13 protein-coding genes are annotated in these 12,013 nt (G+C 61.2%); 8 read left to right on the forward strand and 5 right to left on the reverse strand.

Going from position 1 to position 12,013, the window contains the following annotated elements:
- The first annotated feature begins 104 nt into the window (after window positions 1–104).
- A complete protein-coding gene (locus H8S02_RS08060) occupies window positions 105–1,235 on the forward strand; it encodes an MGDG synthase family glycosyltransferase (RefSeq protein WP_186970094.1) in 1,131 nt (376 codons plus the stop codon).
- Between the two features lie 30 nt (window positions 1,236–1,265).
- On the opposite strand, the gene H8S02_RS08065 is transcribed toward H8S02_RS08060, so the two are convergent.
- Together H8S02_RS08065 and H8S02_RS08070 are read right to left on the reverse strand one after the other, a co-directional pair.
- Entirely contained in the window at window positions 1,266–2,144 is an 879-nt protein-coding gene (locus H8S02_RS08065; RefSeq protein ID WP_186970095.1) for a hypothetical protein, read from the reverse strand.
- Entirely contained in the window at window positions 2,144–2,605 is a 462-nt protein-coding gene (locus tag H8S02_RS08070) for a hypothetical protein (protein ID WP_186970096.1), read from the reverse strand. The genes H8S02_RS08065 and H8S02_RS08070 overlap by 1 nt, the downstream gene beginning before the upstream one ends.
- A 146-nt stretch (window positions 2,606–2,751) precedes the next feature.
- Between H8S02_RS08070 and H8S02_RS08075 the strand changes: the two genes are divergently transcribed.
- The 3 genes from H8S02_RS08075 to H8S02_RS08085 all read left to right on the forward strand — a co-directional run bounded on the left by H8S02_RS08075 (window position 2,752) and on the right by H8S02_RS08085 (window position 4,833).
- On the forward strand, window positions 2,752–3,243 hold the full coding sequence (locus tag H8S02_RS08075) for a prolyl-tRNA synthetase associated domain-containing protein (protein WP_186970097.1): 492 nt from the start codon (window positions 2,752–2,754) through the stop codon (window positions 3,241–3,243).
- A gap of 13 nt (window positions 3,244–3,256) precedes the next feature.
- Complete coding sequence (locus H8S02_RS08080) at window positions 3,257–4,321, forward strand: FkbM family methyltransferase (RefSeq protein WP_186970098.1); 1,065 nt, start codon at window positions 3,257–3,259, stop codon at window positions 4,319–4,321.
- Window positions 4,322–4,410: 89 nt separating this feature from the next.
- Window positions 4,411–4,833 carry an HIT family protein gene (locus H8S02_RS08085; protein ID WP_118685542.1) on the forward strand — a complete coding sequence of 141 codons (423 nt, stop codon included), beginning with the start codon at window positions 4,411–4,413 and terminating at the stop codon, window positions 4,831–4,833.
- Window positions 4,834–5,326: 493 nt separating this feature from the next.
- On the opposite strand, the gene H8S02_RS08090 is transcribed toward H8S02_RS08085, so the two are convergent.
- The 3 genes from H8S02_RS08090 to proB are packed head-to-tail and all read right to left on the reverse strand — an operon-like array spanning window position 5,327 to window position 8,003.
- Window positions 5,327–5,935: a CYTH domain-containing protein gene (locus H8S02_RS08090; protein ID WP_186970099.1), complete on the reverse strand. Its 609-nt coding sequence runs from the start codon at window positions 5,933–5,935 to the stop codon at window positions 5,327–5,329.
- The gene (locus H8S02_RS08095; protein WP_186970100.1) at window positions 5,932–7,182 is read right to left on the reverse strand and encodes a glutamate-5-semialdehyde dehydrogenase; all 1,251 of its coding nucleotides are present in this window, start codon (window positions 7,180–7,182) and stop codon (window positions 5,932–5,934) included. Before H8S02_RS08095 ends, H8S02_RS08090 begins: the two co-directional genes overlap by 4 nt.
- A 17-nt stretch (window positions 7,183–7,199) precedes the next feature.
- Window positions 7,200–8,003, reverse strand: a complete 804-nt coding sequence (gene proB, locus H8S02_RS08100) for a glutamate 5-kinase (RefSeq protein WP_243023545.1) — start codon at window positions 8,001–8,003, stop codon at window positions 7,200–7,202.
- A gap of 247 nt (window positions 8,004–8,250) precedes the next feature.
- Here proB and H8S02_RS08105 point away from each other — a divergent pair, with 247 nt between their 5' ends.
- Genes H8S02_RS08105 through mreC form a run of 4 tightly spaced genes read left to right on the forward strand, consistent with a single transcriptional unit; the run spans window position 8,251 to window position 12,012 of the window.
- Entirely contained in the window at window positions 8,251–8,553 is a 303-nt protein-coding gene (locus H8S02_RS08105; protein ID WP_118685539.1) for a cell division protein ZapA, read from the forward strand.
- Complete coding sequence (locus H8S02_RS08110) at window positions 8,550–10,586, forward strand: U32 family peptidase (protein ID WP_186970101.1); 2,037 nt, start codon at window positions 8,550–8,552, stop codon at window positions 10,584–10,586. Before H8S02_RS08105 ends, H8S02_RS08110 begins: the two co-directional genes overlap by 4 nt.
- On the forward strand, window positions 10,587–11,153 hold the full coding sequence (locus tag H8S02_RS08115; protein ID WP_186970102.1) for a Maf family protein: 567 nt from the start codon (window positions 10,587–10,589) through the stop codon (window positions 11,151–11,153). It abuts the gene before it with no gap.
- Between the two features lie 13 nt (window positions 11,154–11,166).
- Window positions 11,167–12,012, forward strand: a complete 846-nt coding sequence (gene mreC, locus H8S02_RS08120) for a rod shape-determining protein MreC (protein WP_158577012.1) — start codon at window positions 11,167–11,169, stop codon at window positions 12,010–12,012.
- Window position 12,013 lies beyond the last annotated feature (1 nt).

Consider the following 12,013-nt stretch of genomic DNA (forward strand, 5'->3'; position numbering starts at 1 on the left):
CGGGATAAACTGCGTTTGCGGTTGCAATTCGGGACGGTTTCGTGTACAATGAACATAGCTGCTGCGAAGGATGCAGCGTTCCCCATGCAGGAAAGGAAGTAAGCATGAAAGTTTTGATTTTGTCCGTTACCGCCGGCTATGGTCATCATGCCACGGCGCAGGCGATCGGAGATATGCTAAAGAACAAGGGGGCGGAGGTGGACACGCTCGATGTGTACGCCTATATCAGCAACCTTATTAAAACCACGATCGACAAGGGATATCTGTTCTCCTCCAAGCATATGCAGACGCTGTACCGTCTGGTCTATCAGCTGGCAGAGAACAACGGCGCGAGCTATTTCTCCTCTGCGCCGAGCATCATCAATATCATCAATGCTCTCGGCGCGACCAAATTCGCGCGCGTCATTTCCGACCGCGAGCCGGACGTCATCATCTGCACGCATGTTTTCGCCGCGCAGATGGTGGATGAGCTGAAAAAGCGTAAAAAGCTCGCGGACATCATGACCATCGGCATCGTCACGGACTACACGCTCCATCCGTACTGGGAGGATGTGCCGCGCGTGCAGTATATCGTCACGGCGAGCGAGCTACTGACCTACCGCTGCGTGCAGCGCGGCGTGCCGCGTGAGCGCATCCTGCCGTTCGGCATTCCGGTGCATCCGAAGTTCAACCAGCGCCTCGACCGCCGTGCGGCGGCGGCGGAGCTCGGCATCGACCCGGATATGCATACCATTCTGCTGATGGGCGGCAGCATGGGACACGCAGAGCACGTAAAGACCATCGAAAAGATCGTGCAGATCGGCATGCCGTTCCAGATGCTCGTCGTCTGCGGCAATAACAAGAAAATGCAGATGCACGTTGAAAAATTCGCCGCGCGCTACAACGGAAACTGCGTCATCCGCCCCTATGGCTTTGTGCACAACGTTGAGGTGATGATGAGTGCGTCCGACTGCATCATTTCCAAGCCGGGCGGCCTGACGGTCTCGGAGGCGCTCGCGAAGAACCTGCCCATGCTGCTGGCAGACCCCATCCCGGGTCACGAGGAGCGGAACGTCGATTTTCTCGTAAATAACGGCATGGCGGCGCTCATCACCAAGCATTTTCCGGTGGATGAGGCGGTTTACGAGCTGTTCACCAATCCGGTGCGTCTGGAGACCGTGCGCCACACGATGAAGGCGGTCGCGCACCCCGACGCCACCGAACGCCTCGCGGATTTCGTGCTGGCGCTGAAGTGAAAACAGATATAACAAAGCACAGAGCGATCTTCATCGTCTCTGTGCTTTGTTTTCGTCAAAAAATACGCTGAGCGCGGGGATGCGTGCGATTTTTTCGGCCTCGGCGGGGAAATCGCGGCGCAGTCTTGCGGCGCAGCGGCGGCAGAAGTCCTCATAGAGCGCCGGATTTTCACGCATCTGCTGCTTGAAGCCCCAGACATGTGAAAAATACCCGTTCTGCGCGCCGCCGAACAGGGAAGGCAGGTCGGAGAGCGCACGGATGCGGATGTGCGCCTTTTCGGCGCACATGGCGAGCAGGCGCTGCTCCGCGAACACCATGTAGGTCAGCGTGTCGTCCGCCTGCGGCGCAGAGCGCATGAAGCGGATGGCGGTATCTGCATAGAACCGGCGGAAATCATCGTCTGAAAAGCTGCACAGCGCGGTGTTGAGCGGCTGCACGCTCCAGTCGAAAGCGTCGAAATCAAAGCCGTTCGAGCGGGAAAAGGCGGATTTTCCGGGATAAATGGACGAAATGATGTCCTCGCGGTGGATGGCGGCGGCGTCCGCGCCGTCCAGCAGCGCATCGATATTCTTCCAACAGATGAGGTCGGTGTCGAGCATGACGCACGGCGCCTTCATCGCGGCGACTGCGTACAGCTTGCCGGCGGCCCAGAACGCCGTGGCGTTGATGTCGTCCGGCATTGCATCGAGCAGGGGGTGCATCCCGTCGTCCCAGAGAAAATCCAGTCCGAGCGAAGCGTAGTATTCCGCCGCGCGGCTGTCGCAGACCATGCAGATGCTGCCGTTTTCGCGCCGCCAGAAGAGCGCGGAGAGCGCGGTCGTGAGCAGCTCGAACGGCTCGACCGCATACGGCATACCGGGGGCGCGGACCGCAAAGGGGCGTGTCCAGTTCACATGGAAGCCGCGCATCAGATCAGCTCCAGTCCGTAGCCGCCGGCCGTGTAAACGCACGAGCCGAATACACAGGAGCCGCCCGAACCCGAACCGGACGAGCGGAAGCTCGTGGTATACGAGGTCGTGTAGGAGCCGGAGCCGGAACCGGAGCCGGGCGCATAATAAACCGTCTGAACGACGGTTTTTACGCCGTTTTCCTCACGGATGACGTCGCTTTCACTCTCGCACGGCGGCAGCGCGCCGCCCATGACCGGCACCGGCGGACGGCCGTCCTCGGCCGGGTACCAGCCGTCGGGATAGGGGTCGACCGCGAACACGGGCGCAGGCGCAGCAGACGGTGCTTCATCGGTCTGTGAGGGGCGTTCCTCAGGGGCCGGTTTGCAGTGCCGCGCATAGCTGTCCAGATCGAAGACCACACCGTCGATCTCTCGATATCTTTCCGGGTTCATCGCCAGAATGCCGTTTGGTTTGGACATGGCGGCACCTCCTCGTTACATACTTATCATAATAAATTATACTGTACTGTCCGATAAACCGCAACGGGAAAATGGGCAAATTTTTTCCCTTTACAACATGGGGCAGCTTCCCGTATAATACAGTCAATGAAGGGGGAGCGGATATTATGAACAAACAGGAGGTTTACGCTTTTCTGAAGGAGAAAAATCTCGATTTCGAGATCACCGAGCATCCGGCGGTGTACAGCATGGAGGAGCTGGCTCAGGTGGCGCTGCCGTACCCAGAGGCGGACGCAAAAAATCTGTTTGTGCGGGACGATAAAAAGCGGAACTACTATCTCATCACGGTAAAGGGCGACAAGCGCGTCGATCTGAAGAAATTTCAGAAAAAGCACGGCACGCGCAGGCTGAGCTTTGCGTCGGCGGACGATCTGATGGCGATCATGGGACTGATCCCGGGCGCGGTCACGCCGCTCGGCGTGCTGAACGACGAGGAGCGCCGGGTGGAGGTCTGTCTTGACCGAGACTTCCTCGCGGAGCCGGGAAAGATCGGCGTGCATCCGAACGACAACACCGCGACGGTATGGCTGAAAACGGGCGATCTGATCGCCTTGATCTCGGAGCACGGAAACACGGTACATTCCGTGCAGATTGAATGATACAGGAGAAGATATGGACTTTTTAACACTGGAGCAGTCGGTCTGGAGCCGGCTGAAGGAAGAGACGCGCCCCATCGTGCTTTACGGCATGGGCGACGGCGCGGATAAGATACTCGCGCAGTTCGACCGCCTCGGCATCCGCGCGAGCGGGGTGTTCGCGAGCGATGAATTTGCGCGCGGCAATCTGTTTCACGGCTTTTCGGTGCGCAAGCTGTCGGACACGACGGCGGAGCTTGGCGAGGACATCGTGATCGTCATTTCGTTCGCCAGTCAGCGTCCCGAGGTGCTCGCGAAGATGTACGAGCTGGACGCAGGCTATGACGTTGTCGCGCCCGATGTTCCGGTCGTGCCGGGACCGCTTTTTGACGAGGCGTTCGTGCGTGAGCACAGCGCGGACATGCAGAGGGCGTATGAGCTGCTTGCGGACGAGCGTTCGCGCGAGGTATTTCTCGACACCGTGCGCTTCAAGCTGTCGGGCAGGCTGAAATACCTGCGAAACAGCGAGAGCGGCAAGGATGAGGTGTTCGAGAATATTCTCCGGCCGGGCGCAGACGAGCATTTTTCCGATCTCGGTGCGTACAACGGCGACACCATCCGAGAGCTGCTGCACTACACGGACGGCCGCTTTGCGTCCGTTACCGCGCTCGAGCCCGACCGCCGCAGCTTCCGCAAGCTGAACGAATGGGCTTCGGCGAATATCGAGGGCGATGTGACGCTCGTGCAGGCGGGCGCGTGGGACAGGGACGAGATCCGCTGCTTCTCCGATCAGGCAGGCCGTCAGTCGCACGTCGCGAACAAGGGCCGCGAGACGCAGATGCGCGCGCTCGACAGCGTGCTGAACGGCAGGCCGTGCACTTATCTTAAGATGGATGTCGAGGGCGCGGAGCGCGAGGCGATCGCCGGTGCGCGGCAGACCATCGAGCGGGACAGGCCGAAGCTGAATATCGCAGCATATCACCGCAGCGAGGATTTCTTCGAGCTTCCGCTGCTTATCCACAGTCTGTGCGCAGATTATGCGCTGTACCTGCGCCATCACCCCTATGTCCCGGCGTGGGACACCAATCTGTACGCGAGATAAAAAAGAGTGGAAATCTCGGTGCGCAGGTTGTATAATAAAGACAAATACAGGACGGGCGAGACCTGTCCGCAGTAAAGGAGATAATTACAATGGGATGTTTCTACTGTGACGAGCATCATGAGGGCCGCGAGGCGATCATGTTCAAGGTTGGCGATATGAAGGCCGGCACGCTGTATCTGTTCAAGGATCAGGCGCACAAGGGCCGCTGCGCGCTGGCGCTGAAGAGCCACAAGAAGGAGCTGTGCGAGTGCGACGAGCAGGAGCGCAACGACTACTGTGCTGATCTGGCAGCGGCTTCCGGTGCGATCAAGAAGCTGTGGGGCTGCACCAAGATCAACCTCGGCTCCTTCGGCGACAGCAATCCGCATCTGCATTTCCACATCGTACCGAAGTACGAGGGCGGCTTTGAGTTCGGCGGCAGCTTCGCGATCACCAATCCGGAGCCGGTATTCCTGAAGGACGAGGAGTACAAGGAAATGATTTCTCAGCTCCAGAAGGAGCTGGGACTCTAAGGGGGACGCTGTCCCCCTTAGATACGCCCCCGGTTCCTGACGAAACCGGGGGCGATAACCCCCTCTCGTCCGCACAGCGGACGAGGCCGCGCCGCCGCGGCGCGGGCAGAGGTATAAAAGTCCGGCAGAGCTGGACTTTTATGGGGAATTTTATGCGGCGCTCTGCGGAGCGCCTGTCCTGCCTGTTTTGCCGAAGGCAAAATATGGCAGGAAATAGCGCCCGGAGGGCGCAGAAAAGGCACGCCTTTGGCGTGCCTTTTCATTTAATCAAATTTGCAGAGCAAATTTATGAGCCCGTAGGCCTCTATCCTCAAAAATATTCAATGAGAGCAACCGGGGGGCGTGTACCTCGGTTTTTATACTTTAAGAGGGAGAAAGTTTCCGCATGGGAACTTTCGGACGTCCGTGTTTTGCAACGTCAAAACACAGATTGTCGGAAAAACGAAGTTTTTCGACAGTCTCGCTTGCCGGCGGAACGAAGTTCCGCGGCAGGTTAGACTTTCATGGCCCGCGCGAGCTTGCTTTCGTTCTCGGGGACAAGGTCGAGCTGGTCGGCCAGCTCGGCGGCAAGAGCATGGAACGCCTTTTCGTCGCCTGCGACATATTCCAGCTCGATCTCGCACAGCGGCGCGCTCCGACCCTCGCGGCGCAGCTCGCCCTTGTCGAGCGCAAGCTCGCAGACCGTATCCTGCTCCTGGAGCAGCACGGCGCAGCGGCGGAACGAAACCGTGCAGATCTCCTTGAGCTCCGCGTGCAGCAGTTCGCCGCACAGCGCCTCGGGCGCGCCCTTTTCGGGCAGCTGCCGCAGACCGTCTTCGAGCGTACCTGCATCGCACTGATATTCCTCGTGTGCTCGCAGACCGTCCGTGCTTTCCTCCTCGCCGCGCAGCTTCATGCAGCACACCGTGCGCTCGTTTTCGCGGCGCAGGCGCAGCGCAGCCTTCTTATTGCGCAGCATCCCGTCCGCGGTATCGAAATAGCTTGACTCCATGCGGATGGTGCGGCTCTGGCTGCCGATGCGCGAGGAGGCCCACAGCAGCGCGCGGTTCAGCAGCAGCTCGTCCGCACGCCATTTGTATTCCTTCTCCATCGTTTTATTCATGATCTTACCTGTCCGTTTCCGTAGATGATATACTTGGTCGTGGTCAGCGCATTCAGTCCCATCGGGCCGCGTGCGTGCAGCTTCTGAGTGGAAATACCGATCTCCGCGCCGAAGCCGAACTCGAAGCCGTCTGTAAAGCGCGTGGAGGCGTTGACATAGACCGCCGCCGCGTCCACTTCCTCCAGAAAACGCTGCGAAGCGTCGTAGTCACGGGTGACGATGCATTCGGAGTGGCCGGTGTTGAAGCGGTTGATGTGGTCGATGGCCTCGTCAAGCGAGTCGACGACCTTGCAGGAGATCTCGTAGCCGAGGTATTCGCGGCCGTAGTCCTCGTCGGTTGCCGGAAGGATGGCGTCGCCGAGGATTTCGGTCGTGCGCGCGCAGCCGTGGATGGTGACATGGTCGCCCGCCAGACCCTCCGCCGCCATCGGCAGGAATTTCGCCGCGACATCCCGGTGCACGAGCAGGCTCTCCGCCGCGTTGCACACGCTCGGGCGCTGGCACTTGGCGTTAACAAGGATGTTCTTTGCCATTTCGAGGTCTGCGGAAGCGTCGACGTAGATATGGCAGTTGCCGGTTCCGGTCTCGATGACGGGCACGGTCGCGTTCATAACGACCGAGCGGATGAGACCTGCGCCGCCGCGCGGAATGAGAACGTCGAGATAGCCGTTGAGCTTCATCATCTGGGTCGCGGTCTCGCGTGAGGTATCCTCGACGAGATTGATGGCGTTTTCGGGCAGACCGCAGGAGGCGAGCGCCTCGCGCATGATCTTCGTCAGGCACATCGAGGAGCGGAAGGCCTCCTTTCCGCCGCGCAGGATACAGGCCGAGCCGGCCTTGAAGCACAGCGCCGCCGCGTCGACGGTGACGTTCGGGCGCGCCTCGTAAATGATGCCGATCACGCCCATCGGGACGCGCTTCTGACCGATATTGAGACCGTTCGGGCGCTTGCGCATCCAGAGCACCTCGCCGACCGGGTCGGGCAGGGCGGCTACCTGACGGCAGCCCTCCGCGATGCCCGCAATGCGCTTTTTATCGAGCATCAGGCGGTCGATCAGACCGTCGTTCAGTCCGGCGGCTCTGCCGTTTTCGATGTCGGCGGCGTTTGCCGCGATGATTTCGTCTGCACGCGCCTCGAGCGCGTCCGCGATGGCGAGGAGCGCACGGTTTTTATCGTTCGTGCCGAGCTTTGCGACCGTGTATTTCGCACGTCGCGCGTCCTCGGCGATTTCAAGAAGCTGTCGCATTGATTTTCACCTCTGAGTTATTCGTTGTTTCGGGAGAAGAGCGTTCCGACCTGCTTGCCGTCCACGATGTCGTACAGCAGGCCCTGCTTGTCGCCATTGGCTACGAGCATGGGGATGTTCGCGTCCATGCACAGCTCGGCCGCGCCGATCTTGGTCGCCATGCCGCCCGTGCCGAGCGAGGAGCCGGCGCCGCCGGCCATTTTGCGCACCTTGGAGGTGATGACCGGGACATGGGAGATCAGCTTGGCCTGCGGATTCTTGCGCGGGTCGGAGTCGTACAGGCCGTCGATGTCGGAGAAGATGACGAGCAGGTCGGCCTCGCACATGCGCGCCACGACGGCGGACAGCGTATCATTATCACCGAAGTTTTCGATGTGCTTGAGCTCGGCGGTCGCGACCGAGTCATTCTCGTTGATGATGGGCACGACGCCGATCTTGGTCAGCTCGGTAAACGTGTTGTGGATGTTCTGGCGCTGCTCGGTGTCGACGATATTCTCGCGCGTCAGCAGGATCTGCGCGACATTGATGCCGTATTCAAGGAACATTTTATCGTAAATGTGCATCAGCTCGCACTGGCCGACGGCGGCGGCCGCCTGCTTTACGGCGAGCTCGCGCGGTCGCTCCTTCAGACCCAGCTTGGCCGTGCCGACCGCCACTGCGCCGGACGAGACGAGTACCATCTCGAACCCGCGGTTCTGCAGGTCGCTGATGGTGCGCACGAGCTGCTCGATGCGGCGGATATTCGGCTTGCCGTTGTCGTAGGTCAGCGTTGAGGAGCCGACCTTGACGACGATGCGCCGCACCTCTTTCATGTTCAGCATAATCAATAAACCTCCGGAAAATACGGCGGAAGACAGTTCCGTCCGATAGATACTTCTATTTTAGCACAGCAAAGCGAAACTCACAAGAGCGCCGCCCGGCTTTTCCGTTCAGGGGGCGTACAAAATCCACCTGACGCCCAAACGCCATTTTGCGCATATTTTCCGTTCCACAAACACGAAATATGTGGTATACTGTAATTTATGATAATATGCCCTCTTGCACGTTTTCGAAAGGACGGGAGAAAATATGAAAAACAGAATTTTACTCCGCATCGCCGGTCAGAAGTACACGCTGATGGCGGATGAGTCGGTGGAATACATGAACGAGGTCGCCTCCTTCGCCCAGCAGGTCATCGTGTCCTGCGGCGGCAGCGCCTCCTTTGCCTCGACGCGCGCGATCGCGCTGGCGTCGGTCAATCTGGCCGACCAGTGCATCAAGGCCAAGCGCGAGGCGCTCGCAGCGGAGGAAAAATGCCGCAAGCTCGAGGCAGAGCTCGAGGCGCTCCGCAGCGGCAAAAAGACTGAAAAGAACGGAAAAGACAGCAAATGAACGTAAAAATTCCTGAACTTCTTGCGCCGGCAGGGTCGCCCGAGGGCGTGCGCGCCGCCGTGCAGTCGGGTGCGGGCGCGGTGTACATGGGCTTCGGCACCTTTAATGCGCGCCGCAACGCGCAGGGCTTTTCGCACGAGGAAATGGCGGACGCCATCGCCTACTGCCGCGCACGAAACGTAAAGAGCAACATCACGCTGAACATCCTCGTGGGAGACCGCGAGCTGGACGACGCGCTCGAGGACGCGAAGTTCCTGTATGAGGCGGGCGCGGACGCGCTCATCGTGCAGGATCTGGGTCTCGCGCGGCTCATCCATGCGCACGCGCCGGATTTCGCCCTGCACGCCTCCACGCAGATGACCATCCACACGCTCGACGGGGCAAGACAGGCGCGCGACATCGGCTTTTCCCGCGTCGTGCTCAGCCGCGAATGCACGCGCGAGCAGATCGAGCAGATCACGCGCGAGGCAGGCGTCGAAACCGAGGTGTTCGTCCACGGCGCACTGTGCATGTGCTATTCGGGTCAGTGCTACCTGTCCGCCGTCATCGGACAGCGCTCGGGCAACCGCGGCCTATGCGCGCAGCCGTGCCGCCTGCCGTACAACGGCGGCTACCCGCTCTCGCTCAAGGATCTGATGCTCGCCGGTCACGTTGCGGAGCTGGCGGACTGGGGCGTATCCTCGCTCAAGATCGAGGGGCGCATGAAGCGCCCGGAGTACGCCGCGATCGTTACGAAGGTCTATGCCGACCTGCTGCGCGAGCACAGAAAGCCGACCGCCGGGGAGCGCGACATCCTGCGCCGCGTGTTTTCGCGCGACGGCTTCACCGACGGCTACTACACCGGGAAAAAGGGCGACAGCATGTTCGGCACCAAGACCGACGTGCCGATGAACGAGGTCAAGGCGCTCTATGACGAGGCTGCGCGCCGCTTTGCCGAGGGCAAGGAAGCGCCGCTCGTGCCGGTGAATCTGTTCTTCAGCGCGCGCCGAGACACGGGCGCTGTGCTGAGCGCCGGAGAAGTGACCGTGACGGGCGGGACGGAGCAGGCGAAAAACCGCCCGACGACCCCGGAAATGGTGGAAAAATCGCTCTCCAAGACCGGCGGCACGCCGTTTTATGTGAAGAACATGCATATCGAGGTCGAGGATGGTCTGGTCGTCCCGGCATCCGTCATGAACGGCATGCGCCGCGATGCGCTCGCGCTTCTGCTCTCCAAGCGCTCGGTCGCGCCCTCGCGCGACTGGATGGACGGCAATGTGCTGCCGCGCGACGAGGAGGCGGCGTCCCGTGAGGGCTTCCGCGGCTATACGGCCGCCGTCCGCACCGAGGCGCAGGCGAAAGCGCTCGAGGGTCTCGGACTGGAGGCTGTCTATGCGCCGCTCGAGGTTGCCGCGCGCACCGGTCTTCCGGCCGTACTGCCGCGCGTCTTTTCCGACAGCGAGCAGGGACAGATCGAAATGCTGCTCGGCGAGGCGATGAGCCGCGGCACGAACACCGTGCTCGTCGGCAACATCGGCCACATCCCGCTCGCAAGGCGGCTCGGCTTTGCCGTGCACGGCGATTTCGGCCTGAACGCCTACAACAGCAGGACGCTGTGCGCGCTCGCGGAAATGGGTGTTTCGCGCCAGACGCTGTCGTTCGAGGCGCGTCTTGCGCAGATCCGCGACATGAGCGGACCGCTCGAGACCGACCTTATCGTCTACGGCCGTCTGCCGCTCATGATCTTCGAAAACTGCGCCATTCGCCGTCAGCACGGCGGAAAATGCTCGTGTAAAAACGGCGTGACCGTGCTGACCGACCGCCGGCACGAGAGCTTTCCGCTGCTGCCCGAATACGGCTGCCGCAACACGCTCATCGGCAACCGTCCGCTGTGTCTGCGCGAGGATTTCGCGCGGCTCGGCGTGCAGACAGCGCGTCTGCTGTTCACAACGGAAAGTCCGGAGGAGTGCGCACACATCGCACGCGCGTTCCTCAGCGGTGCGCCGCTCGAGGGCGAGTTCACGCGCGGCTTATATAAAAGAGGAGTCGAATAAATGAAAATCGTACTGGCATCCGGCTCGCCCAGAAGGCGCGAGCTGCTGAGCCTTATCACAGAGAATTTTGCCGTCTGCCCGGCGGACGCGGATGAAAGCCTGCGCGACGGCGCGCCGCTCGCGGACGAGGTCGTCCGCCTGTCGCGCCTCAAGGCCGAGGCGGCGATGCAGTCGCATCCGGACGCGGTGTGCATCGGCTCGGACACCATGGTGACCATCGACCATCTGCCGCTCGGCAAGCCGAAGGACAGAGCGGACGCGGCGGATATGCTGCGCCGCCTGCGCGGCCGCACGCACGAGGTGCTGACCGGACTTGCGGTGCTGTCGCCGGACGGCGGCGCGCAGACGCTGTGCACCCGTACCGAGGTTACTTTCCGCGACTTTTCCGAGGAGGAGCTCGAGGAATATCTCGCGACCGGCGAGCCGCTCGACAAGGCGGGCGCCTACGGCATCCAGGGTCACGGCGCGCTGCTCATCGAGGGCATCTGCGGCGATTATTACAGCGTTATGGGGCTTCCGGTCGCGCCGCTCGGCGTCATGCTGCGGAAGCTGAACGCTGTTCGTTGAGAGGAGATTTGTTTTGCGCAGAAGAAAAAGCGTAGAGCCGCGGTTTTTCGTCGGAATCGCCGCGGTGGCCGTGCTGTGTATCCTGTCGGCCGTATACAGCGGCGTGACGGGAAATCCCTCGCCGGTGAGCCGCGCGGCAGGCGCGGTCATCCGCCCGGTGCAGCGCCTTGCGAGCGGCATCGGCGGCGTGTTCGGCAGAGGCATCGGCTATTTTACCGAGTTCGACGAGCTGAAGGCGGAAAACGAAGAGCTGAAAAAGCAGCTCCGCGAGAATGAGCAGCTGGTGCGCGACGCACAGCTCGCCATCGAGGAGAACAACCGCTTCCGCGCACAGGCAGGCCAGCCTGAGCGGCAGCGCAACCTTACGACCGTGAACGCCGAGGTCATCAGCCGCAATCCGGGCGACACCGCAGTCACGCTGACGCTCGACAAGGGTACCGCGCACGGCGTTGCGAAGGGGGACCTCGTCACGACGATCGACGGCATGGTCGGCTACGTCAGCGAGGCCGGCTCAAATACGTGCGAGGTCACGACCGTGACCGACGTGGACATGCAGTGCGGCGCGCTCATCACGCGCACGCGCGAGACCGCCATCGCGGAGGGCAGCTATGACCTCATGAGCGAGGACCGGCTGCGCCTTTCCTACCTTACGGCAGGCAATCAGGTCGTTGTCGGCGATACGGTCGAGACCTCGGGCCGCGGCGGCGCCTTTCCCAAGGGCATCATGATCGGCACGGTCGAGAGCGTGCAGCCCGAGGAGACCGGCATTTCGTATTATGCCGTGCTGCGGCCGTTCGTCAACGTCTCGAACGTTTCGAGCGTGTCCATCATCACCGATTTCACCGATACAACGGAGTGAT

Source organism: Agathobaculum hominis (assembly GCF_014288055.1).
Lineage (GTDB): Bacteria > Bacillota > Clostridia > Oscillospirales > Butyricicoccaceae > Agathobaculum > Agathobaculum hominis.

Coding starts and splice junctions, on each gene's coding strand:
- H8S02_RS08060 (WP_186970094.1), top strand. CDS start 105: ATGAAAGTTTTGATTTTGTCCGTTACCGCCGGCTATGGTCATCATGCC.
- H8S02_RS08065 (WP_186970095.1), bottom strand. CDS start 2,144: ATGCGCGGCTTCCATGTGAACTGGACACGCCCCTTTGCGGTCCGCGCC.
- H8S02_RS08070 (WP_186970096.1), bottom strand. CDS start 2,605: ATGTCCAAACCAAACGGCATTCTGGCGATGAACCCGGAAAGATATCGA.
- H8S02_RS08075 (WP_186970097.1), top strand. CDS start 2,752: ATGAACAAACAGGAGGTTTACGCTTTTCTGAAGGAGAAAAATCTCGAT.
- H8S02_RS08080 (WP_186970098.1), top strand. CDS start 3,257: ATGGACTTTTTAACACTGGAGCAGTCGGTCTGGAGCCGGCTGAAGGAA.
- H8S02_RS08085 (WP_118685542.1), top strand. CDS start 4,411: ATGGGATGTTTCTACTGTGACGAGCATCATGAGGGCCGCGAGGCGATC.
- H8S02_RS08090 (WP_186970099.1), bottom strand. CDS start 5,935: ATGAATAAAACGATGGAGAAGGAATACAAATGGCGTGCGGACGAGCTG.
- H8S02_RS08095 (WP_186970100.1), bottom strand. CDS start 7,182: ATGCGACAGCTTCTTGAAATCGCCGAGGACGCGCGACGTGCGAAATAC.
- proB (WP_243023545.1), bottom strand. CDS start 8,003: ATGCTGAACATGAAAGAGGTGCGGCGCATCGTCGTCAAGGTCGGCTCC.
- H8S02_RS08105 (WP_118685539.1), top strand. CDS start 8,251: ATGAAAAACAGAATTTTACTCCGCATCGCCGGTCAGAAGTACACGCTG.
- H8S02_RS08110 (WP_186970101.1), top strand. CDS start 8,550: ATGAACGTAAAAATTCCTGAACTTCTTGCGCCGGCAGGGTCGCCCGAG.
- H8S02_RS08115 (WP_186970102.1), top strand. CDS start 10,587: ATGAAAATCGTACTGGCATCCGGCTCGCCCAGAAGGCGCGAGCTGCTG.